Annotated in this window: 17 protein-coding genes; 9 read left to right on the forward strand and 8 right to left on the reverse strand. The window is 65.2% G+C overall.

Annotated elements, in window-relative coordinates; all coding sequences use genetic code 11:
• The first annotated feature begins 12 nt into the window (after window positions 1-12).
• The 3 genes from glmU to glmS are packed head-to-tail and all read left to right on the forward strand — an operon-like array spanning window position 13 to window position 3,666.
• On the forward strand, window positions 13-1,392 hold the full coding sequence (gene glmU / locus U1737_RS16900) for a bifunctional UDP-N-acetylglucosamine diphosphorylase/glucosamine-1-phosphate N-acetyltransferase GlmU (protein WP_332797569.1): 1,380 nt from the start codon (window positions 13-15) through the stop codon (window positions 1,390-1,392).
• Window positions 1,389-1,823, forward strand: coding sequence for a hypothetical protein (locus U1737_RS16905; protein ID WP_332797570.1), 435 nt, complete (start codon window positions 1,389-1,391; stop codon window positions 1,821-1,823). The genes glmU and U1737_RS16905 overlap by 4 nt, the downstream gene beginning before the upstream one ends.
• Before the next feature lie 19 nt (window positions 1,824-1,842).
• Window positions 1,843-3,666 (forward strand): glutamine--fructose-6-phosphate transaminase (isomerizing), encoded by a 1,824-nt coding sequence (gene glmS / locus U1737_RS16910; protein ID WP_332797571.1) that lies wholly within the window; start codon window positions 1,843-1,845, stop codon window positions 3,664-3,666.
• A gap of 112 nt (window positions 3,667-3,778) precedes the next feature.
• On the opposite strand, the gene U1737_RS16915 is transcribed toward glmS, so the two are convergent.
• The 4 genes from U1737_RS16915 to U1737_RS16930 are packed head-to-tail and all read right to left on the reverse strand — an operon-like array spanning window position 3,779 to window position 10,212.
• Window positions 3,779-5,524, reverse strand: a complete 1,746-nt coding sequence (locus tag U1737_RS16915; RefSeq protein ID WP_332797572.1) for a TnsD family Tn7-like transposition protein — start codon at window positions 5,522-5,524, stop codon at window positions 3,779-3,781.
• Complete coding sequence (locus U1737_RS16920) at window positions 5,524-7,188, reverse strand: ATP-binding protein (protein ID WP_332797573.1); 1,665 nt, start codon at window positions 7,186-7,188, stop codon at window positions 5,524-5,526. The genes U1737_RS16915 and U1737_RS16920 overlap by 1 nt, the downstream gene beginning before the upstream one ends.
• Complete coding sequence (locus U1737_RS16925; protein WP_332797574.1) at window positions 7,181-9,331, reverse strand: TnsB C-terminal domain-containing protein; 2,151 nt, start codon at window positions 9,329-9,331, stop codon at window positions 7,181-7,183. The genes U1737_RS16920 and U1737_RS16925 overlap by 8 nt, the downstream gene beginning before the upstream one ends.
• Window positions 9,328-10,212 carry a TnsA endonuclease N-terminal domain-containing protein gene (locus tag U1737_RS16930; protein WP_332797575.1) on the reverse strand — a complete coding sequence of 295 codons (885 nt, stop codon included), beginning with the start codon at window positions 10,210-10,212 and terminating at the stop codon, window positions 9,328-9,330. The genes U1737_RS16925 and U1737_RS16930 overlap by 4 nt, the downstream gene beginning before the upstream one ends.
• Window positions 10,213-10,429: 217 nt before the next feature.
• On the opposite strand from U1737_RS16930, the gene U1737_RS16935 reads away from it, so the two are divergent.
• Both U1737_RS16935 and U1737_RS16940 read left to right on the forward strand, forming a co-directional pair.
• Window positions 10,430-12,016 (forward strand): hypothetical protein, encoded by a 1,587-nt coding sequence (locus tag U1737_RS16935; protein ID WP_332797576.1) that lies wholly within the window; start codon window positions 10,430-10,432, stop codon window positions 12,014-12,016.
• 185 nt (window positions 12,017-12,201) lie between these two features.
• Window positions 12,202-13,530 (forward strand): TniQ family protein, encoded by a 1,329-nt coding sequence (locus U1737_RS16940; protein WP_332797636.1) that lies wholly within the window; start codon window positions 12,202-12,204, stop codon window positions 13,528-13,530.
• 291 nt (window positions 13,531-13,821) lie between these two features.
• Here the strand turns inward: U1737_RS16940 and U1737_RS16945 are convergent, their stop codons facing one another.
• Complete coding sequence (locus tag U1737_RS16945; RefSeq protein WP_332797577.1) at window positions 13,822-14,430, reverse strand: Dps family protein; 609 nt, start codon at window positions 14,428-14,430, stop codon at window positions 13,822-13,824.
• A gap of 164 nt (window positions 14,431-14,594) precedes the next feature.
• On the opposite strand from U1737_RS16945, the gene U1737_RS16950 reads away from it, so the two are divergent.
• From U1737_RS16950 to U1737_RS16960, 3 genes are all read left to right on the forward strand, one after another.
• Window positions 14,595-15,509 (forward strand): ROK family protein, encoded by a 915-nt coding sequence (locus U1737_RS16950; RefSeq protein WP_332797578.1) that lies wholly within the window; start codon window positions 14,595-14,597, stop codon window positions 15,507-15,509.
• Window positions 15,510-15,600: 91 nt separating this feature from the next.
• Window positions 15,601-17,502: a putative bifunctional diguanylate cyclase/phosphodiesterase gene (locus U1737_RS16955; protein ID WP_332797579.1), complete on the forward strand. Its 1,902-nt coding sequence runs from the start codon at window positions 15,601-15,603 to the stop codon at window positions 17,500-17,502.
• 92 nt (window positions 17,503-17,594) lie between these two features.
• On the forward strand, window positions 17,595-19,385 hold the full coding sequence (locus U1737_RS16960) for a CHASE4 domain-containing protein (protein ID WP_332797580.1): 1,791 nt from the start codon (window positions 17,595-17,597) through the stop codon (window positions 19,383-19,385).
• 11 nt (window positions 19,386-19,396) lie between these two features.
• On the opposite strand, the gene dinB is transcribed toward U1737_RS16960, so the two are convergent.
• Window positions 19,397-20,479: a DNA polymerase IV gene (dinB, locus tag U1737_RS16965; protein WP_332797581.1), complete on the reverse strand. Its 1,083-nt coding sequence runs from the start codon at window positions 20,477-20,479 to the stop codon at window positions 19,397-19,399.
• A gap of 99 nt (window positions 20,480-20,578) precedes the next feature.
• Between dinB and U1737_RS16970 the strand changes: the two genes are divergently transcribed.
• Window positions 20,579-22,009, forward strand: a complete 1,431-nt coding sequence (locus U1737_RS16970; protein WP_332797582.1) for a phospholipase D-like domain-containing protein — start codon at window positions 20,579-20,581, stop codon at window positions 22,007-22,009.
• Window positions 22,010-22,219: 210 nt separating this feature from the next.
• Here U1737_RS16970 and ctrA read toward each other — a convergent pair whose 3' ends face one another.
• Both ctrA and U1737_RS16980 read right to left on the reverse strand, forming a co-directional pair.
• Window positions 22,220-22,921, reverse strand: a complete 702-nt coding sequence (gene ctrA, locus U1737_RS16975; protein ID WP_128455376.1) for a response regulator transcription factor CtrA — start codon at window positions 22,919-22,921, stop codon at window positions 22,220-22,222.
• Between the two features lie 177 nt (window positions 22,922-23,098).
• The gene (locus U1737_RS16980; RefSeq protein ID WP_332797583.1) at window positions 23,099-23,272 is read right to left on the reverse strand and encodes a hypothetical protein; all 174 of its coding nucleotides are present in this window, start codon (window positions 23,270-23,272) and stop codon (window positions 23,099-23,101) included.
• Window positions 23,273-23,375: the final 103 nt, after the last annotated feature.

Genomic DNA, 23,375 nt, shown 5'->3' on the forward strand with positions numbered 1-23,375 from the left:
AGCGGAAATCCTATGACGACGCATTCTTCCGACCAACCGATTTCCGGCCATTCCGTTGCGGTCGTGATCCTTGCCGCGGGCAAGGGCACGCGAATGAAATCGGATCTGCACAAGGTGCTCCACCCGATCGCGGGGCGGCCGATGCTGTTGCACCTCGTCGCCAGCACCGCTGCGTTGCGCCCGGCGAAGACGGTCGTGGTGACCGGTGCAGGGCGCGAACAGGTCGAGGCGGCGGTCGCGCCGCTCGGCATCGCCACCGCGCTCCAGGCCGAGCAACTCGGCACCGGGCATGCGGTCGCGCAAGCGCGTGCGGCGTTGGCCGGGTTCGAGGGCGACGTGCTGATCCTCTACGGCGACGTGCCGCTGGTCACCGCCGCGACGATGCAGCGGATGATCGCCCGCCTGCGCGGCGACGATTCGCCCGCCGTCGTCGTGCTCGGCTTTCGTCCCGCAAATCCAGGTGCCTATGGCCGCGTCATCGCCGACGCTGCGGGCCGGATGGACCGGATCGTCGAGTATAAGGACGCGTCGGAGGCGGAGCGCGCGGTGACGCTGTGCAACTCCGGGCTGATGGCGGTGCGGTCCGCTGACCTGTTCGCACTGCTCGACCGGCTCGGCAACGACAATGCGGCAGGCGAATATTACCTTACCGACATCGTCGGGCTCGCGGGTGCTGCAGGCCGATCGTCGGCGGTGATCGAGACCGGCGCGGACGAGGTGGCCGGCGTCAATAGTCGTGGCGAGCTCGCGGGCGTCGAAGCGGCGTGGCAGGCGATGCGCCGCGCGCAGGCGATGGCCGACGGCGTCACGCTGATCGCGCCCGACACGGTCTGGTTCGCCCACGACACGGTGCTGGGACGCGACGTGGTGGTCGAGCCGAACGTCGTGTTCGGCGCCGGCGTGCACGTCGCGGACGGCGCGACGATCCATGCCTTCAGCCATGTCGAGGGCGCGACGATCGGCAAGGGCGCAACCGTCGGGCCGTTCGCACGGCTGCGCCCCGGCGCGGACCTGCACGCCAATGCCAAGGTCGGCAATTTCGTCGAGGTGAAGAAGGCCGTGATCGGCGAAGGCGCGAAGGTCAGCCACCTCACCTATATCGGGGATGCGGACATCGGGGCCGGCGCCAACATCGGCGCGGGCACGATCACCTGCAATTACGACGGCTATTTCAAATACCGCACTGTCGTCGGCGAAGGCGCATTCATAGGCTCGAACTCGGCACTGGTCGCGCCCGTGAATATCGGCGCCGGTGCGATCGTCGCGGCCGGCTCGGTGGTGACCGCCGATGTCGAGGCCGACGCGCTCGCGCTGGTCCGTCCCGAACAGATCGCCAAACCCGGCTGGGCGGCGCGTTTCCGTGAGAGAATGCTTGCCAGGAAGCGGGCATGAGGATCGTTGCACTGGCGGTACTCGCAGCGTTGGCTGGTTGCGCCACGCCCCAGATCTCGCGCGATGCGGTAGTGCCGATGGTCGCGATCGAGCGGGCGGCGGCGCTGGCCCCCGGTGCGTATCCGGGCGTCTTCGTCATGACGGTGCGTGCGTCGGGACGACAGGGATCGAGCCTTTATCTCAATTCGGAAAGCGACTATCGCGACCCGCGCAACCTCTCGCTCGAGGTTCGGCCGATCGCTCAGGCGCAGCTCGAAAGCCGGCTCGGTACCCCCGTCGACACCGCGTTGCAGGGGCGGACGATCCATGTCGATGGCGAAGCCCGCCGGGTACGGATCAACTTCACCTACGACGGCCGCCCGACCGGCAAATATTATTATCAGACCCATGTTGTCATCGAGCGGGGCGAACAGCTCCTCTCGGTCGACTGAACGAGAACGGACAGGCGTTATGTGTGGTATCGTTGGAATTCTGAGCGGCGAAGACGTCGCGGGCCGGTTGCTCGACGGCCTGAAGCGGCTCGAATATCGCGGGTATGACTCGGCTGGCATCGCCACCGATCATGATGGCGCGATCGAGCGGCGGCGTGCGTCGGGAAAGCTCGTCAACCTCGCGAACGAACTCGCCGCGCATCCGCTGCCGGGCAAGACCGGGATCGCCCATACCCGCTGGGCGACGCACGGCGGCCCGACCACCAACAACGCGCACCCACACGCCACCGGCGAGGTCGCGGTGGTCCACAACGGTATCATCGAGAACTTCAAGCCCCTGCGCGACGAGCTGATCGCGCGCGGGCGCACGTTCACCAGCGAGACCGACACCGAAGTCGTCGCGCATCTGGTCAGCGAGAGGATCGAGGCAGGGATGGACCCGGTGTCCGCCGTACGAGAGATCCTGCCGCGGCTGCACGGTGCGTTCGCGCTGGCGATCCTGTTCCGCCAGCATCCGGATCTGCTGATCGGCGCGCGGCTCGGTTCGCCGCTGGTCGTCGGGCACGGCGAGGGCGAAATGTACCTCGGCTCGGACGCACTCGCGCTGGCGCCGCTGACACAGCGGATCGCCTATCTCGACGAGGGCGACTGGGTCGTGCTGACCCGCGACGGCGCACAGGTCTACGATCGCGACAACGCGCCCGTCGAGCGTGCGATCACGATCTCGGGCGTGACTGGCGACCTGATCTCGAAGGGCAACCACAAGCATTACATGCTCAAGGAGATCTACGAGCAGCCAATCGTGGTTGCGCAGACCCTTCGGTCGTATCTGAAGCGGATGGAGGGCGAGGTCTCGCTGCCGATCCCGGAGTTCGACCTGTCGAGCATCAAGCGCGTGACGATCGTCGCCTGCGGCACCAGCTTCTACGCGGGCATGGTCGCGAAATACTGGTTCGAGCAGTTCGCGCGCGTCCCCGTCGACCTCGATGTCGCGTCCGAGTTCCGCTACCGTGCGCCAGTGATGGAAGAGGGCGGCCTCGCACTCTTCATCTCGCAGTCGGGCGAGACTGCGGACACGCTGGCCGCGCTACGCCATGCCAAGGCCGAGGGACAGAAGATCGCGGTCGTGGTCAATGTCCCGACCAGCTCCATGGCGCGTGAGGCGGACCTGCTGCTGCCGACGCATGCCGGACCGGAAATCGGCGTGGCCTCGACCAAGGCGTTCACCTGTCAGCTTGCCGTACTCGCCGCGCTGGCCGCCAATCTGGCACGCGCGAAGGGATTGCTGGCGAAGGATCAGGAGCGCGAGATCGTCCGCCACCTCGCCGAGGCGCCGGCGGCGCTCAACGGCGCACTTGCGTATGACGAAGCGATCGAAGCGATGGCGCATAACATCGCCGGCGCCCGCGACGTGCTGTATCTCGGGCGCGGAACGGATTACCCGCTGGCGCTCGAAGGTGCGCTGAAGCTGAAGGAAATCAGCTATATTCACGCCGAGGGCTATGCCGCCGGTGAGATGAAACACGGCCCGATCGCGCTGATCGACGAGCATGTCCCCGTCATCGTCATCGCGCCCTCCGGTCCGCTGTTCGACAAGACCGTCAGCAACATGCAGGAAGTCATGGCGCGCGGCGGCAAGGTCGTGCTGATCTCGGACTACGACGGTATCCAGGCGGCCGGCGAAGGCTGCATGGCGACGATTACCATGCCGAAGGTCCACCCACTGATCGCGCCGTTGGTCTATGCGGTGCCGGTGCAGTTGCTGGCGTATCACGTCGCGGTACTGAAGGGCACGGACGTCGACCAGCCGCGGAACCTGGCGAAGAGCGTGACCGTCGAATAACGGGACACCGCGAGCAGGTTCAATCTGTTAAGAGACAATGATTAGCTGACATTCCCAATGATAAGCTGACAGTTTGAGTATTGCGTGACGCCTGAAGCGGAGATTTTACCAGTCAGCCGAGCGAATGATGGACCGTTTCAATGCGCTGGCGGTGGGCTTCTAGCCGGTCGTGGATGACGCCCAACATGTTCGATCGAAGTCCCGCCATGCGCATGATCGTCCAAGGGCGGACCGATCGCCCGTCTGCTGCCGCCGTGGCGATCCAATAGTCGATGCGGCGAAACTGAAAATCCCTCAGCGACTCGGCGACTTCGGCCAACGAGTTGGTAGTGCGGGGCAGCTTGTCGGCTCGCTTGGCGATCCAACCTCGGCGACCCAGCAGTTCCCGCTCAAGCGCCGCGCAAGTGACACGGGCCGGCGGGGCGCTGGCCTTGATGCGCATCGCCGCACCCGCGACGCGGGCGGACATCTCCAAGTCGGACCTGCGCCAGTCGCGGCGAGGCTTGGCGCTCCCTGACCTGGTCCGCGTCGTAACAAGGTTGAGCGTGGGCCGTTCGTCGGCATTCGTGGGTGTCGCGTTCCGGGCGGACGGACGGATGCTCCAAGGCGCGTCGAGGCCTAGCTCGACCGCCAGCGTGGCCACCGTCTTAGGATCGACGCGAAGGCTCGCCGCCACGCCCCTGAGCGACGTCCCCGTCTTGATCAACGTCACCAGGGCGGGTCCAAGAAGGGGCCCGTATTCCTTGAAACGGCAGGGTCCGACGGCGCCATCGTTTCGCGGCGATCGCGTGTAGCGGTATCCGCACCCGCACGAGAACACCGCCACCTTCGCGGCCCGGTTGCGGTAGATCCGCAGGTCCGTGACGACATCGCGTTCGAAGTGATCGGCGAGGGGGTTGCGGCACTCCCAGGGTCCGCTGCCGAACGGCTGCTTTCGTTCATCACGCGAGCCGAGAAGGTCGCGCAGCAGCAGATGCTCGATCGGATGGCTCGCCTTGCGGTGCTTCCTGGCTAGGCTAGCGAGCCAGTCGCCACGCAACCGCTCGGTCGACAGGAGGCCGGGCAGGCGATCGGCGACAGACCCGAACCGCGCCATGAAGGCGGCGTGCAGCGCCACTTGGTCGACCTTGAGCCGCGAGCGCATCAGTCCGCGTGACCGCAGCTCGTCACGGTAGAATTCGGTCAGCTCCGCGAAGTCCGCAGGCCCGTCATCCTGCCGATCCAGCAACGCGGCGCTTGCACGAGCGAGGCGCAGCAGAGTCTGGCCGTCCGCCGAGCCTACAGGCCGCGTCACAGTCTCGGCGGATGCGGGACAGGTCGCGTCGGTCGCGGCGGTGAATGCGTGGCGGTTAGCCGTATGGAGATCGACGGTGCTCTGCCGAAGCAACGTGCCGTGCTTAGGACATACCAGGACGCCCGGTAGCTGGTGATCGCGCCGCCAATGCGGACTTCCCCACCGATCGCGCATGTCGCCGATGCACTCGGGGCAGAACCGGAGGCGCGTCACACGGCCCGCCCGGAACGCTGCCAGTCCGGCGCTCAGATGGAGACTCGCGCCGTCCCCCTTCATCCCGACCCGGACGGCCTGCCGGATCTTCGAAGGCGCGAAGGCTAGGTAATAGGGCGCAAGGGTATGACGCTCGATCAGATTGTCGACCGACAGCGCAGGCGGCAAGTGCCGGGCGAGGGCGGCTAGCCGGTTCGGCAGGTCGATCGAGGCGATGACGGCCGCGTTGCCGAACAGCGCGTCCATCGTCGCCTTGGGCCCGTCGACGCTCCACCGGCTGTGCCTGGCCAGGACCGAGTATAGGAGTTCGCCGTCACGAGGCGCCGGGAAGAAGGCAGGCTCGCCCCCCATCAGCCGTCACCGTCGAACCCGATGTGGCCGGACGCCATCAGCTTGCCATAGGCCGCGTCGGCGCTCTCCCCGACGAAATCCTTCGACTTGCCCTTCGTCGGTACAGGTTTCGCGGCCGCCGGCGGCGGTGCCTCGGTCGCCGCGTCCTGCAGTTCGCGGTCGGCCGCGATGGCCTGGCTCATCGCGAGCATCGTGCTGCCGATGTCGTCGCCAGTCGCCAGCTCCTTGGCCTTGGACATAATCCAGTCGCGGCGCTCGGCGGGGATGCCCTGCGCGGCAAGGAGGATGTCGTATGTGCTGGCTTCGCCGATGGCAGGGTATGCGCTGGCGCCACCGTCGTCGCCCGCCACCGTCGTCTTCTTCTCCAGCCTGCCGATTGACGCGTGGTGCGCGACGACGACAGCCTTATACTCGCGATCGAAATCCAACAGGTCGTCGAATTCGCGCAGTTTCTCCCAGTCGTCGGTGCGAAGCGCCTCGATGTAGGGTTGCACCACGCGCAATCGCTGCTTGGCGACCTTCCGGATGACCTCGGGTGTGATCACCTCCTTCACGTTGCGGATCCCGCCGGTCTGGAGCAGGCGAAGCTGGACGAGGATGAAGAGCTTCACGACAAGATCGATGACGCCCTGGGTCTCGTGATACATCGCCTGGACGAGGTCATCGGTCAGAGCGGTGTGCTCAGCGGTCCACTGCCAGCGCCACATCTGCTCGACGAAGACCTTGAAGTCCTTCCCGAACCTGCGCCGGTCCTTCGGGGCCGAGGGCATCCGCTCGAAGTGGATCGACCCGAGCCCATCACCACGCCGGGCGTCGTGGAAGGTTCGTTGGAGGAGACGCTGGGCCGCCATCGTGCCGACCGTCACAACCGGGATGCCGATCGAGTTCCTCAACGTCACCAGGAAGTTCAAAACGGACGCGTTCACGTCCTGCTTCACGCGCTTCACGTTCTGGATCTCGTCAACGATGAGCACGCCGATCGCATGGAGCGTCGCCACTCGCGCCATGCCCGCCATCATCGCGTCGAGGGTCTTGCCGCGGTAGTGCTTCTCGTAGCGCGACTTCACGCCATGGGAGCGCAGCGCCGTGTCGACTTGCTGGAAGAAGAAATCGCAGAGCGACTTGGGCGAGCCCGCAGGCGGGCATTCCACTCGCAGCCAAACGATCTGCGCGAGCTTGAAGGGCTCGGTGTGCTTGATCACCTGCGGGTAGCGCGCGCAGGTTCGCTTCACCGTGTGCGTCTTGCCACCACCGGGCGTGCCGATCGCGGCGAACCCGAGCGACGTGTCGCTCGCGGCCGCGAGACCGAGCTCATCCCATTTCGCTCCGTCCGCAACCTGATCCTCCAGGTCGACGGCGTGTTCCATGCGCCGGACATAATCCGTCGTGGTCGGGTCGCGTCCGACGTAGCCACGCTTGATCACCAGATCGAGCAGGATGCCGAACTGAAGGGCAGGCGTCGTCGGCTGCGAATACTCGGCGAGACGCATGACGCAGTGAAAGCGTTGACCGGGTCGAAGCTGCCGGTCGGTCGCCGAATACAGCGGGGGCTTGTCGAGATCCGCGTGGATGTCGACAAGCTCGGGCTCGGTCGGCAGACGATTGATGAAGGGGTTGTCGACGTATTCCGCCATCCCGGCCGGGGCGACCTGTGTCTCAGTCATCGTCCTTGCCCCTCAATTCGGTCACGCCGATCTCGAAATCGTCGTCGTCATCATCATCAGGCTGGTCGGCCACCAGCGTCAGGTGGGGTGTGGCCCGAGGCGCGGGGTCGCGCAGCGGCGGCGCCTCGGACGGGGCGTCACTCTCGCGCTCGGCGCGACGATGATCGTGAATGCCCTTCACCCGATCGCGGTCGTCGCGCTGCGGGCCATCCTTGAAGGCGGCCTCGGCGCGTTCGACGATCGAGTCGATACGGTGGGAGAGAGCGGCACGGTCGCCGAGCGAGCCATGCTTGCGGTCGCGGGCCTCGGCCTTCCGCCGATCGTCGGCGTCATCGAGTTCCCAGAAGCTGCGGTCCTTTTCGGACGCGCTCCGGCTCTTCGTAGTCAGGCGACAGACGTAATAACCGGTGGGCGACGCCTTGTTGTGCCAGTAGACCTGGCCGACGATGCGGTCGTCCCAGGAGATCATGACCTTGGTCCGGCCGTCCCTGACCTTCGACATCAGTTCTGAGGCGAGCAGTTCGGGACAGCTGTAGAAGCGGCCGCGATATTCGATTCCGCTCGTCGTCAGCGATACCCAATCGCTCTTCATCATGGCGAAGCGCAGGGCATTCGGGTCGTAACTCCGCGCATCGCCGCGCGTGACCGACCCGAAGCGCCACAGATGCAGCGGGATCTTCGGGATGCCGGCGGCGTCGACGTCGGGGTCGAGGTCCAGCCCCTTCAACTCGTGGTGGTTGTTGTATTCGAGGATCAGCCCGACGATAATCTCGGTGAGGTCGTTCAGGGTGAGCCTGGCGGAAAAGCGGTAATCCTCGGCGCCGCGCCCGCGATACGAGATGTCGACGTGCCCGGGCACATACGGGCCGATGCGCACGTTCGTGATGTTGAACCGCTGCTCGACGATGCCCTTCCAGTCGGCCCGGTGCGGGGCCGTCTCGACGGTGCAGTTGAAATCGCTGACCAGCACATCGCCGCGATGCGACTTGATCTCGCCACCGTCAGCCAGCAGCGCCGCGCTGAGGTGACGCGCTTCCCACGGGTGGGTCTCGGGATCGTAGCCGCACCGACGCAGCAGGTCCTCCTTCGGCTCAACGCAGTTCGCGATCGCCATCGCCGCTCCAGCCCAGGAAGCATTCGTCAGCCCCAGATAGAAGCCGACGATGTATCGCGACCACACGTCGATCACGATGTAGAGGACCGGCTTGCCAATGATATCGCCGTGGCGGTGGCGGGACAGCAGCGCCACCTCAAGGATCGTCGCGTCGATCTGGTAGCGGGAACCCGGCCCCCACGTCTCTTCCGCCGCCGTGCCCACGGTGAGCCGGTTGTCCTTTTCGTAGAGCGCGTCGCCCTTCAGGATCCGTCCGGTCCGTTCCTTCTGGTTGGTGCCGTCATACCAGCGCTTGAACTGCTTGTAGCTCGGTTCAGGCAGGTCCTGATACTCGGGGCGCCGGGCGTAGATGATCGCGCCCGTCTCGGGGTCCTCGACTGCGACTGTGCACTCGAAATCGGTGAAGCGCTTATACGCGTTAGCCACCGTGAACCGGTTCTTCGCGATCTTACGCTGCGCGTCGACCGCGCGCTGGAACGCCTGCTGGATCTCGACCGTGACGTCGGTGTGCGGATCGCCGGTCGGCCCGGCTTTGCGTCCGCGCTTGGCGGCCCCAGGCTGTGCCGGCAGGGGGCCTTGCGGACCGCGCCCCGCAAAGTTTGGGACGAGTGCGGCCTTCCGCATGCCGCCGCGCCAGTAGAGGTCGAGCTGCCGCTTGACGGTGTTGACCGACACCGCGGCCTCGCGGCTCCGGGCGGCCACCAGGGGTCCCCGCTGCCGTCGATCGTAGATCGCCGGCACGTTCTGGACTAGCGGCTCGATCAACGCCCAGAACTCGTCGCGCGCCTTGAGCTCACGATCGTTGAGCGTCCGACCGACCGTCTGCGTGACCTCGATGGGGCTGGTCTCGACGTCGTAGCTTCCTGCGACCAAGGCCGCCTCGACGGCGCTGGTGGACATCAGCGCCGGCTTCGACTTCCGGTCCAGCAGATCCAGCACGGCGATATGGCTCTGGCCGACCCAAAGGACCATCAGGCGGGTCTGGCCACCGCCCGAGCCGGACAGCACGTGACGCTCGCGGATGATCATGCAACGGCACCCAGAAGCGAGACCGAAGACGGAAGCGCGAAGCGCTCGATGGAATCGCTTAGCATGGGGCGGCGGACATCCACGTCGACCAGCAGGCGGCGGCGTGAGCCAAGATGACGAAGGACGGAGAAGGCGACGCCGGGGGTGATCCCCTCTGCGCGCGCGATCGTGGAGCAGACCTCGCCGATCGTCCGTCCCTGCATGGCGGACACCACGTGCATGGCCACGTCGGCGATGCGTTCCCAAGACTGGGCATCCCGGCCATCGACGCCTTCGGTCCAGTGCCAGTCCCGGAGCCAGCGGATGGTCTCGAAGCGCGGGCCGCGCAGCTGGCGATCGGTTAGGACCTGAAGCCGGCAGCCAAGCGACTCCCAGTAGATTCGCTCGATCGCGAACTTCTCCTTGATCCGCCCCTTGCCGAGCTCGCTCTGCGGCTTGACGAAATGGGGAACCAGCCGCGCGCCGCCGGTGATCGGGACGTCGATGACGAGATCAGTCGTCATGACGATGTCCACGCCGGAGCTGGGATCACGGGGGTGACGCACGCCGAGTTCCTGAGCGATGGCGCGCGTGCGTTCGCGGTCAAGCGGGAACTGCTCCCGGATGTCGAGCGCACCGCGCCACTCGAGCTCGAACACGGCGTTGCGCTCAAGGTCCGACAGCAGGTGCATGACCCGCCCGTGGATCGTGCTCTTGAGCCGGTGGCGCCGACCACGCGAGGGGACGTTCGTGATCCGCAGCCACGGCTTGTAGTCGATCGACGCGCCTTCGCCCCGGCCTTCCGCCGTCCACTTGGCGAAGCGCTGCTCGTTGAACAGGTACGGGCTGGATGATCGCTTCACGCCATCACCGCCCGTTGAGCGACCGAACCGCAATGCCACGCGCTGGACAACCAGACGACAGACGCGGCGTCGGAGGGGAAAAGCCGAACTGATCCCAAGAGGGTGCTGTGCCTAATGCCATCCTGAAAACGTAGACAGGAAGCCGTTAACGACTCGGTGAACGGCTCCCAATCCATAAAATCTCCATACCAGAAAGTTATTCAATGCACCGTTGCATATATTATCTTTTAAGTGCATTGGAAGAGTCGAGGTGCATATGACTGTTTCAGAACATGACGCACGGAGGGCGGCGGACCTGCTGGAGGAGCTTCGGGACCGCGCATCGGTCTGGGGCTCCGACACATTCGGCCGCCCCGATCCGCTAGCCGACAACCCAGAGTGGCTCAGGGTCCCGGCGAACAAGCGCGTGGTCGCCCTCGCGCGACACCACGTCCTGACCGATTACAATCGACAGCGGACGCGGACCAAGGCCGAAGCCGAGGCGGCCGCGGCGAGGATGGGCGTCAAGCTCAGGTCGTTCTACGCCATACTCAAGCACTGGCGCGAGAACGGGCGCTCACCACTGAAGCTGGTCAGCTATGCATCCGGTGATGGAGGCGGGCGAAGATCTCGGCTTGCGGAACCAGTCGCGGTGCGACTGCGCGAGTTGGTCCAATCCGCCATCGCTGAAGCCCCGGATGCCGCGGTCAGAGATCTGGTCACGGCCGTCAAGCAGGCGTGGGGCAAGGAGGCGGGCCTACCGACCGACGTCACGGTCCGGGCCTTCATCGACCGTGCGCTCGGGGAAAGGAACGACCCAGCCCCGGTCACCGTCACGGATCCGTTCGACAGGGCGCAGCAGCTTGACGAGCCCGTCACCCGCTTCGGCCAGGCGCTGGTCATCGACCACACCGCGCCGGCGAGCATCCTGGTGGACGAGGACGAGTTGCTGGCACCGACGATAACACTCGCGATCGACCTGCACACGGGCACCCCGCTAGGCGGCTCGGTCTACGACAACTATCCCAACGGCGACGGGGTGATCGAGGCCGTCGAAGACGCGATGCGGCGGCTTCGCGGAATCGCCGGTGGACCGGAGTTCGCACCGCCGACCATCATGTTCGCCACCACGTTTGATCTCGAATGGCGCGGCCTCGGCGACGAGCTAGGCCGCATGGGCCACCCGACGGTGGAGCATACCAGCGCCACGCTCGCGAACGGTGATCCGATACGGCGCGCGTTCGGCTCGAAGCTGGGGGACGTGGCCCTGCAATCCACGAAGGCCGTCCGCCGCCGCAGCGCGGATGTCGAGGACGACACCAAGGCGGCGCTCACGCTGGACGAGGCGCGGACGGTAGTGCTCGACGCCGTCGCGAAGGCCTTCGGCGCCCGCGTTCCCGAAGATGCAGCCGAACAGATGGCGCAGCCGTCCACACCCGAACCGGGCGGCCGGTCCAATGTGCTGATGCGCAGGCTCGGCACGGCCAGCAACTTCGAGATGAGGCGGAGCCGGTGGCCCGCCACGAGCGACCGCATGGTTCCAGCACTTCCACGCGACGCTCGCGTCCTGCCAGGGCTGGGCGCCATGTCCTACGGCTTCGGCAGTTCACGTGGCACACGCAGTCCGCGCCTGTTCGAACGGCAGCTCGAGCGCCTTGCCCGCGACGTCGCCGGCGACAGCTTCGTCAGCGTCACGATTGGCCGGCCCGACGGCTCCCACGACAGCTGGGACGTCGCGGTCGAGGTTGATGATGATGCCGAAAGGCCGCTCGTCTGGGTCGAGCTCGCGCGGTTGGCAACGGAGTTCTACGATCTTGAAGGCACGCTGGTGCAGGTGACTGTGTTGACCTCGCCCGACGCGTAGGGAGGCTGGCGCGGCTAGATAGATCAGCCCGGCAAGCGCTCAGCGATGCCCCGACCCTGCTGTGTCCAACGTGTATGTGCCGGTCGCGCCGACTTTGTGAACGCAGCGAAAAATTCAGGATTGCTGGATGATATAGCCTCAAGCGAATCGCGCCCGAGGCCATCCTGTCCGTATCATTCCTTCCGATCTTCCACCCGGACGAACTGCTCTACTCGGTGGTGGCGCGTTACGCACGCTACAGCCGGGACAAGCCGGGACGGATCAACCTCGACTTGTTCGGCGAGCGAAAGGCGCGTCTGTCGCACGACATTCCACTTCAGATCCGCAAACTGCTGCATAATTGTGGGGACATCGGTTTAACCGCCAATCAAATCGTCGAGCGGCACACACTGCTACCTTACTACACGGCACTGCGTGAACCGGCGGCCTACGATCGCTTGCGCGGTCTTATGCTTGGCGGGCACAGGATTTTCCGCGAGGTGAAGGGCTCTCAGACGGCGGTGCCCTGGCCGTCTCGCCTCCGCTTCTGCCCGGAATGCGATGACGCCAACCTCAACCGGTTCGGCTATCCAATATGGCAGAGGCGACACCAGCTCGTGACGAGCCTGATCTGCCTGGAGCACGGCAAGATACTTCTCGACAGCGAGGTGGACGTGACGCTCAGCCGTGAACGATCCTACACCGCGGCCTCCGTGTCCCGCGCGGATGCCGCTGCCGTAGCGTTTCCCTGGGGCGCGATGGCAATGCGCCATTATCGATCGATCACAGCCTTCGGCTACCAAATGCTCTACGGACGGGACAGGCTTGGGCACGGGCAGCTGCCGGATCTGCGGGAACTCGCGTGGCGCAAGGGATTCACCGATGGTCGCCGAACCGCGATGGACGACCTGATCGAGGCGTTCGATCGGCACTATGGCGCCGTGTTGGAACTCTGGCCACGGCTCCAGACGGGGGCAGACCGCCGGCGTCACTGGCTTCGCCAGCTCATCCCCGGGAGCGCCTACACTACCGACCCAACGTGCATGGCGCTGGCGCATGGATTCCTCGACAGCATGCCTGACACGTCGGAGCTGCGGCCGATCGTGAAGAAGTATGAAGCGCCCGTGGCGAAGTCCGCCAGTGCCACAGGCAGGACGGCGTTGCAGATCGCCAACCTGGACCCAGTCTATGCGGGCAAGATGCACGCGGCGGCGAATATGCATCGCGCAAAGCCACCGAGGATTAGACTGACGAAGGCGGTCATGATTCGATCGGTCCACGGCCTCGGCTCGCTTCTACGCGACCATCCGCTGCCGCTGACCAACCGCGCGCTCGACGAAGAGGTGGAGGACCACTTCGACTTCGTCCGCCGTCGTCTGCGCTGGATGTTCGAGGATGCGACTGGTCGGGGAGATCGCGTTGGCCTCACGTATCTGCTGGGCTTGCGGATGACGAAGGACACCGATCTGGTGCGTGAGGAATGGCACCGCTACTACGATGCCGGACCGACGCTCCCGCTGGGGAAACCAACATGAGTGTCACTCAATGATTTGGTTGAACGCCGACGTCGGAAGCGCGCTATTGCGGCATTCTGTCACCCAATCAGCGCCACGACGTGGTAGATCACGAACGGGCCTCACGAGAGCGGCGCGCCAATCAAGTGTCACTTAATGATTACGCCGCAACACAATCCTCCCCCGCCAGGGGAGGTGGCGCCGGAGGCGACGGAGGGGGAGGACCACGCAACGGCCGTGACTCCTTTCCTCCCCCTTCGTCAGGCAAGTGCCTGCCACCTCCCCCTGACGGGAGAGGATTGCAACATCACCTTACTTGTCCTCGCGGACCAGTTCGGTCGCGGCGAGATGCTCGGCCAGGAACCAGACCTGCGGCTCGTGGGTGCGGACGATGTTGCTCACCAGCAGGTCGTTGGTGCCGTCGTCGCCCGACTCATCCGCTGCCTGCGCACCCTCGTGAGCCTGGCGCAGGATGATCTCGTGCGCCTCGAGCAGGCGGGCGAGCTGAGTCGGAACGTCCTCGCGACCCTTGGGCGGGCGGGGGATCGTCGTCATCTCGGCGACGTCGTGCGCCATCGCGATCGAGATGCCGCCGAGTGCCATGATACGCTCCGCGACGAGATCGACGAGCGCGGCCTGCTCCTCGTAATGCTTGTCGAGCAGGAGGTGCAGTTGATAGAAAGTCGCACCCGACATCTGCCAGTGATGCTTCTTGTACATGTCGCGGATCGTCATCGTGTCCGCGAGAACCTGGTTCAGCGTCGCCACGCTCTGCGCGCGTGCGTTGTCCTCGAGCGCGATCGGCAAACGCTTGAGCGTGCCGAAGGCCTGGATTTCGCGATACTCGACCTTGTACTGCGGCTGCGCTTCGACCGATACGTTGGTGTTCGCCTTCGCCAGTTTTGCGGGCTTCTTCGCCATGGGAGATTCCTGTCTGTTCGGTTGAACTCGACAGGCATAACGCATGACCGGGCGGATCGACAGCGGATGAAATCCTCGTTCACCGTGATCGCACGGCCGGCCCGCTCTTGACGGGAGGGCTCCAGCGAAGGAAGCGGGCGCCAGCAACGCGTTGGGAGTTCAGGATGACGGAAGCACCTCTGGTCGCAGGGATCGAACTCGGCGGGACAAAATGCATTTGCATTCTTGCGCGCGGGCCCGACCAGATCGAGGAAACCGTGCGTATCCCGACCACGCGGCCCGACGAGACGCTGGCGGCAATCGAGGCGGTGCTGGATCGCTGGAGCGGGTTCGTCGCGATCGGCATCGCCAGTTTCGGGCCGGTGTCGATCGATCGCCACTCGCACGACTACGGCCATATCACGACCACGCCCAAGCCGGGCTGGGCGGGAACCGACATCGCCGGGCGGTTGCAGCGACGCTACGGCGTGCCCACCGGTTTCCACAGCGACGTCGTCGGTGCGGCGCTCGCGGAGGCGTTCTGGGGGGCGGCAAAGGGGCTGCCGGATATCGCCTATGTCACGGTCGGCACGGGCGTCGGCGCCGGCATGATCGCGAACAACCGCCCGGTCGACGGGCTGACGCATTCCGAGCTTGGCCATATTCGTCCCGCGCGATCTCACGGTGACGACTGGATCGGCAATTGCCCGTTCCACGGCGCCTGCATCGAGGGCCTCGTCGCGGGGCCGGCGATCGCCGCGCGGATCGGCTTCCCGGCGGACGAAGCCCCGGCCGAGCATCCGGTCTGGGACGGCGTCGCCGACGCGCTCGGCCAGCTTTGCCACACGCTCGTGCTGACCGGTATTCCGCGACGGATCGTGATGGGCGGCGGCGTGATGGGCGCGTCCCACCTGTTTCCGCGCGTTCGGGCGGCAATGACGCGCAGTCTGGGCGGGTACATCACGCTCCCCGAGGTCGCACTGACCGAAACGTTCATCGTACCGCCTGCACTCGGCAACAATGCCGGGCCTTTGGGAGCAATCGTTCTCGGCGGGCAGGCATTGGGGCATCAATTGGAAACGTCGTTCACGGCGTCTTAACCGTCTTTTGTTACCGCATCATAACAAGGACGGGAGGCACGTAGGTTATCGCCGGACGGCTCCGGTCCTGCCTCGCGAGGAGCGGTTATCGATGCGCATTCTGATCGTGGACGACGAGTCGCCGATGCACGACAGCTACCGGCGGAGTTTCGCCGGTCCGCGATCGAGCCGCGGCATGGCGCTGGACGCAATGGTGGGCGAGCTATTCGGCAACGAAGCGCTCCATACCGTCGAAAATGCGCCGGCGTTCGCGCTGGCGCATTGCGACCAGGGGCTCGACGCCGTGGTCGCGGTCGAGCAGGCGCTGGCTGAGGGCGATCCGTTCGCGGTCGCGTTCATCGACATCCGGATGCCGCCGGGAATCGACGGCCGCGAAACCGCAAAACGGATTCGTGCGCTCGATCCCGATATCAACCTCGTCATCGTCACCGGCTTCTCGGACTTCTCGCCGGTCGAAATCAGCAAGGTTGCGGGGCCGGCCGACAAGATCTTCTACATCGCCAAGCCTTTCGAAGTCGCCGAGATCCTGCAGACCGCGACGGCGCTCGCACAGCGCTGGCGGAACGATCGCGATCTGGCTGCCGCGCGCGACCTGCTGGCGGCACAGGTGGTGCAACTCGAAGAACAGGCTGCCGAGCTGGCCGCGAACGAAAGCCGGGCGCTGCATCTGGCAACGCATGATTCGCTGACCGACGCACCCAACCGGCTCGCTTTCCTGCGAGCGCTTTCCGCACGGACGCGTGCCGACGGCCTGTTCGCGACCGTGATGATCGATCTCGATCGGTTCAAGCTGGTCAACGACACGCTTGGGCATCTTGCAGGCGACGCGCTGATCCGTGAAATCTGCGCAATCCTCAACCGCGCGACACCCGATGGTGCGATCGTCGCGCGGCTTGGTGGAGACGAGTTCGGAATCCTGTTCGAAACGTCGGGCGAGGAGGCTGCGGTGATGGCCTGCGACCTGATCGTCGCGGCATGCTCGGTCAGTCTCCAGGTGTTCGGCAATTCGGTGCAGGGCGGCGCGTCCGCCGGGCTGGTCGTGACGGCCGGCGGTCAGGGCCGCGATCCGGTCGATGTCATGCGCCGCTCCGACCTTGCCCTGAACGATGCGAAGCGCGGCGGACGAGGCATCGTCCGGTTGTTCGACGAGGGCATGGACGAGGGTATCCGTTTCCGTCGCCGCGTCGAGGGCGGCTTGAGCCAGGCGATCGCAAGGGGCGAACTCAGCCTCGTCTATCAGCCGATCGTTTCCCGCGACGCGATCGACGTGGTCGGATTCGAGGCGCTGGTGCGGTGGAACACGCAGGAATATGGGCTGATGAGCCCGGCGACGTTCATCCCGATCGCGGAGGAATCGAACCTGATCCACGAGCTCGGCGACTGGGTCCTGCGCGAGGCGCTCGAGGTGCTGAAGCAATGGCCGGGGCAATATGTCTCGGTCAACTTTTCGCCGCGCCAGTTTCGCCGCCACAATTTCGTCGGGCACATCATGGAGAGCGTCCAGCGCGCAGGCATCGCCCCCGCGCGTCTGCAGATCGAAATCACCGAGACCGCGATCTTCGACGATGCCGAGCGCGCGGCCGAAACGCTCTACAAACTGCGGCAGATGGGCTTCCGGATCGCGCTCGACGATTTTGGCACGGGCTATTCCAGCCTCTACAATATCCGCAAGTTCGCGCTCGATTGCCTCAAGATCGACAAGTCGTTCATCGACGGCATGGGCCGCGAGCGCGAAAGCGCGGCGATCGTCCATTCGATCATTCATCTCGGCCGCGCGCTCGGCCTGGGCGTGGTCGCGGAAGGCGTGGAGACCGAGGCGCAGGTCCAGGCGCTGCGCCTAGCCGGGGTGAGCTATCTGCAAGGGTATTTCTTCTCCCGCCCGGTCACCGCCGATCTCGCGCTGGCGATGGCGCTGTCGGGTACGCTGACGGGCAAGGACGACGTGTCGAACGACGACCACAAGATCCGCCAGACGTTTGGAATCCGTAGCTGATGCCTTCTGCCGCGATGGGTCGGCTGCCGCCTCTTCTAGGTCGACAGTTCGGACGGACGCGGACCCGGTCGTCGCTCGGCGGGAAGCTGGTGATGATCATGACCGCGGTCGGGTTGATCGCGACGATCGCAATCACGCTGTTGCTCGCGAGCGTCATCACGCCGAGCTTCACCAAGCTCGAGGACAAGGCGATCGCGGGGCATGTCGCGCGCGCCCGCGTCGCCTTGTCCGATTATGCCGCCAAGGTCGAAAGTGCGGTGCGCGACTATGGCGACTGGACCGACAGTTATGTCGACATGGCCGATGCGAACGAGGGTTTCGATCACTCGCGCTTCTTGCCCGTCGCGATGCGCAATATCGGGGTCGACGGCATGGCGTATATCAGTCCGCTGGGTCGTACCGTGATCGCGGGCTGGCAGGATGCGGCCGGCGAACCGCGTGCCAAGGTCCAGCGCCAGAGGCTGAGGGCGATGATTGCGCGTACCGATCTTGCTACCGCGCTGGGTCCGCGCAGCTCGGGGCGGTTTTATGCACGGATCGGCAACTCGGTTGCTGCGATCGGTGTCGCACGCGTTCGTCGTCCGGACGGCAGAGGACGTCCGCGTGGCTACGTGTTGATGGCGCGAGTCATCACCGCGCCGCATCTGTCGACGCTGCTCCAAGCCGGTGCGCGGATCGATATCATGCCCCGCGGCGATGTCGCGGCCGTGACTCGCGAATCGTCGAAGGTGACGATTGCAGTGCCGTTGATCGGTGCCGACGGTCATGCGGTTGCCGACGCCCGCTTCAGCGTGCCCCGCGATGTTTCGCTGCTGGGCCGGCACATGCTGATCTTCGCAGTCGCCGGCTCGACCATGGTGCTGTTGCTGGTGCTGTTGGTGCTCAGACGATTGATCGAGAGGCTCGTTCTGCGACCGCTCCACCGTGTCGAGAGCCATATGCAGCGGGTTCGCCTGTCGGGATCGCTGGCCTTGCTCGACGAGGACGGGCGGCGCGACGAAGTCGGCTCGCTCGGACGGAGTTTCAATGCGATGCTGCGACAGCTGAAGGATCTGCGCGAACAGATCGAAGTGCAGTCGTTCGATCTGGGGCGGAGTGAAAGCGCGGTCGCGGTCATGCACAACGTCCGCAACGCGCTGAACCCGATCAGCACGATCCTGAGCCAGGGCATCGTGCAGTCCGCCGCGATCGATCGGGCGACGCTAGACCGCGCGATCGCCGAACTCGCTCGGGGCGACATACCCGCTGCGCGTCGCGGCAAGCTCGCCGCGCTCGTCGCGGCCGCGATCGAGGCCGAAAGCGCCGACCGCGAAGCCAGGCGCCGTGAGTTGATAGTCGGACGCGAGGCAATGGCGGACGTCCTGGAGATCATCGGTCAGCAACAGAAAGCGGCGCACGAACGCCCCGCGCTGGAGCTGTGCGATGTGAGCGACATCATCGCCCGCAACGCGACGATCGTGCGATATTCGCTGGGCGCCTCGATTGCGTTCAGCTTTCCGGCCGGCCCGAGCCCGGTCATGGCGAGCCGGGTCATCCTCAGCCAGGTGATCGCCAATATTTTCGGTAACGCGGTCGAATCGATCGCCGCGCGCGGGACCGGAAGTGGATCGATCGTCGCGACGATCACCGAGGCGAATGGCCGGGTTACGATCGCCGTCCGCGACGATGGCGAGGGTTTCTCACCTCAAGCTGCTGCAATGCTGTTCCAACGGGGCTTTTCGACGCGTGCGCACAAGTCGGGCGGACTGGGGCTACACTGGTGCGCCAATTCCATGGCCGCCATGAAAGGCACTTTGCGGCTCGAGAGCGACGGGCCGGGGCTCGGCGCCGTCGCGATTCTGACGCTCGACGCAGGCGATAGGGCGCAGTCGAAAGCGGCCTAAAAAATCACGCGTCACAGCAGGCTCGGCTGAACCTCGTCCTCGTCGCCCATGATTCCCGACAATGTCAGCCCAAGCAGTCGCACACCATCGGGCACCGGCAGTTGTGCCATCAGCAGGTCCAGCCCGGCGTCCAGAAACGCCGCCTTATTGGTCACCGCCGACAGCGACGACCGGGCGCGCGTGATCGTGCGAAAATCGGCATGGCGGAGTTTCAACGTGATCGTCCGCCCGCGCGTGCCGTGTCGTTCGATCCGGACCCATGCCGCATCCGCTACCCGCTGCAGGGCGGCACGCAGGTCCTCGGCAGTGGTCAGGTTGGTCTCGAACGTGCGCTCCGCCCCGACCGATTTCGCCGCACGATTGACCCGTACCGGGCGATCGTCGATCCCACGCGCCGCCCTGTAGAGATACTCGGCGTAACTGCCGAAATGCGCCTGGAGGAAGGCAAGGCTCTGCGCGAACAGGTCCGCTCCGGTGAGGATGCCGAGCCGTTCCATCTTCTGCGCGGTCACCGGCCCGACGCCGTGGAAGCGCTTGACCGGCAAAGACTGGACGAACGCTGCGCCACGCTTCGGCGTAATGATGCAGATCCCGTCGGGCTTGTTCTGGTCCGAGGCGAGCTTGGCGATGAACTTGTTGTAGCTTACTCCGGCGGACGCTGTGAGGCCGGTATCCGCCTTGATCCTGGCGCGGATTTCCTCCGCGATCGCCGCCGCCGTGCCGAGGCCGCGAATATCCTCGGTGACGTCGAGATAGGCTTCGTCGAGCGACAGCGGCTCGATCAGGTCGGTATAGTCGGCGAAGATCGCGCGGATCCGGTCGGACACTTCGCGGTACACGTCGAAGCGCGGCGGCACGAACACCAGGTCGGGGCAGCGCCGGATCGCGGTGACCGACGGCATCGCGCTGCGCACCCCGAACGCCCGCGCCTCGTAGCTCGCCGCCGCCACCACGCCGCGTGCGCGCGATCCGCCGACCGCCACCGGCCTGCCCCTGAGCGTCGGATCGTCGCGCTGCTCGACCGAAGCGTAGAAGGCATCCATGTCGACATGGATCACCTTGCGCTGGGCGGGAGGCTGGGTAGGAGGAAGCATGAGCGCGTTAGATAGGCGCGCAAGGGGCGGCGATACAGGGTGCATCCGCAACCAATCGCGCGGCCGCGGGTACTGCCGACGGGCAACGAAGGGACGCGAATGCAGGTCGGGACGGAATGCTGGCGGGTCGAACGCGCCGAACAGATGGCGGTGATCGTCGATGCGGAGAAGTATTTCCGCACCGCACGCGTCGCCATGATGGGGGCCAAACGCCGCATCCTGTTGATCGGCTGGGATTTCGACGCCAGGATCGAACTCGAACCCGGCGTCGATCGCCCCGGCGAGCCGAAGAAACTCGGCGAATTCATGCTGTGGCTGGTCGAGCGCGAGCCTAACCTAGAGGTGTTCGTGCTGCGCTGGGATACCGGCGCGATCAAGTCGCTGTTCCGCGGTTCGACGGTCTTCACGATGATGAAATGGATGAAGCACAAGCGCATCCACACCAAGCTCGACGGGCATCACCCGACCGCCGCGTCGCATCACCAGAAGATCGTGATCATCGACGATGCGCTGGCATTCTGCGGCGGCATCGACATGACCGGCGACCGCTGGGACACGCGCGACCACCGCGACGACGAACCGCACCGCATCCAGCCCTCGGGCAAGCCCTACAAGCCGTGGCACGACGCCATCAGTGCCGTGCAAGGCCCCGTCGCGCATGCGCTGGGCGAGTTGTTCCGCCGCCGCTGGCATCTCGCAGGCGGGATGAAGATGGAGTCGGGCGAACCCGGCAGCACATTCTGGCCCGAGGGGCTCGAGGTCGATTTCCGCGACGTCGACGTGGCGATCGCGCGCAGCGAGCCCGAAATGTCCGACCAAGAGCCGGTGTACGAGAGCGAGGCGCTGTTCCTCGGTCAGATCGCGCGGGTGAAGAAACACCTGTATATCGAGAGCCAGTATTTCGCGTCGCGCAAGATCGCCGAGGCGGTAGCGAAGCGACTAGACGAGGCGAACGGTCCCGAGATCGTGATCATCAACCCGACCACCGCGCAGGGCTGGTTGGAGCCGATCGCAATGGATACCGCACGTGCGCGGCTGATGGAGGCGTTGCACCGGCGCGACACGTATAACCGGTTGCGGATGTACCATCCGTTCACCGCGGGCGGCGAGGCGATCTATTGCCATGCCAAGATCCTGATCGCCGACGAGGAGGTGTTCCGGCTCGGCTCGTCTAACGTGAACAACCGCTCGCTGCGGCTCGATACCGAATGCGACCTCGCGATCCGCGCAACCGACGCGGCGACGTCGAGAGGCATCGTCGCGATCCGCGACGGGCTGATCGCGGAGCATCTCGGCGTCGAGCCGCAGGTGGTGAGCGACCTGATCTCGGAGACCGGCTCGCTGATCAAGACGATCGAGCGGCTGCGCGGCGAAGGCAAGACGTTGCAGCCTTACGAGGTGCCGGACCTGACCTCGGTCGAGGAATGGCTCGCCGACAACGAGGTGCTCGACCCGGAAGGCCCGCAGGAGATGTTCGAGACGTTCAGCAAGCGCGGCCTGTTCCGCCGGTTGCGGCGGAAGAAGAAGTAGACGCCGACTCGAAATCCTCCCCCGCAAGGGGGAGGTGGCACCGAAGGTGACGGAGGGGGAGGACACGGAACAAAGGTTGTCGCTGACCCCCCCCTCCGTCTGGCAAGTGCCAGCCACCTCCCCCTGGCGGGGGAGGATCAGATCCACAAACACGAAAGGCCGCGATACCCCCCGGTACCGCGGCCTCTAGCGCTCCCGAATACGGGGGAGTTACGCCACCTGGGCTTCGAGCGCTTCGTCGGGCTCGCGCAGCACGTAGCCGCGACCCCAGACGGTCTCGATGTAATTCTCGCCATCGCATGCCAGGCTGAGCTTCTTCCGCAGCTTGCAGATGAACACGTCGATGATCTTCAGTTCGGGCTCGTCCATCCCGCCATAAAGATGGTTGAGGAACATTTCCTTGGTGAGCGTGGTGCCCTTGCGGAGCGACAACAGCTCCAGCATCGCATATTCCTTGCCGGTCAGGTGAACGCGGCTGCCACCGACCTCGACCGTCTTCGCGTCGAGGTTCACGGCCAGCTTGCCGGTCCGGATGACCGACTGGCTGTGACCCTTGGAGCGACGGACGACGGCGTGGATCCGCGCGACCAGTTCCTCGCGGTGGAATGGCTTGGTGACATAGTCGTCGGCGCCGAAACCGAAGCTCCGCACCTTCGAGTCCATCTCGTTCACGCCCGACAGGATCAGCACCGGCGTCGATACCCGCGCGACCCGGAGCCGCTTGAGCACGTCGTAGCCGTGCATGTCGGGCAGGTTCAGATCGAGCAGGATTATGTCGTAGTCATACAGCTTGCCCAGATCGAGGCCTTCTTCCCCGAGATCGGTGATGTAGACGTTGAACCCTTCGGTCGTCAGCATCAGCTCGATAGCCTTCGCCGTGGTCGGCTCGTCCTCGATCAGCAGAACCCGCATGCGTCGTCCCCTTGTCGCGAGACCGCCCGACACCCCATGTCTGCAGCTCGACTTAGATTTATTAACCACACAACATCTGAAGGCAAAAGGTTAATTTCGAGCTAAGGCTCATGGCCGCGTGATCGAGCCCCTCGGTTTGCACCGCATTATAGTGCGGCGTGCGCAATCAATTTGCCGTCAGCGGTCGTCTCGCCGGGCGAGATCATTGCGAATCGTCTCGCTGAGCGTCGCATATACTGAAGCCTGGTCGAGATGCGTTCGGCGCTGTGCCAAAGTATCGGCAGTGGCGGCAGCATAAAGCTCCGCGTCGGCCAGCCGTTCATAGTCGGCTGCGGTAACGATGTTGGGCAAGAAAAATCTCGATCGCTGGCGGTTGCGCGCAATGCCGACGCAGGGCGTCGACGCGGATTGAAAGCGGCAACAGGAACGGAACGTCTCTGCAGAAGGATGCCGA

It is taken from the genome of Sphingomonas fucosidasi (genome assembly GCF_036663855.1).
GTDB lineage: Bacteria > Pseudomonadota > Alphaproteobacteria > Sphingomonadales > Sphingomonadaceae > Sphingomonas > Sphingomonas faeni_B.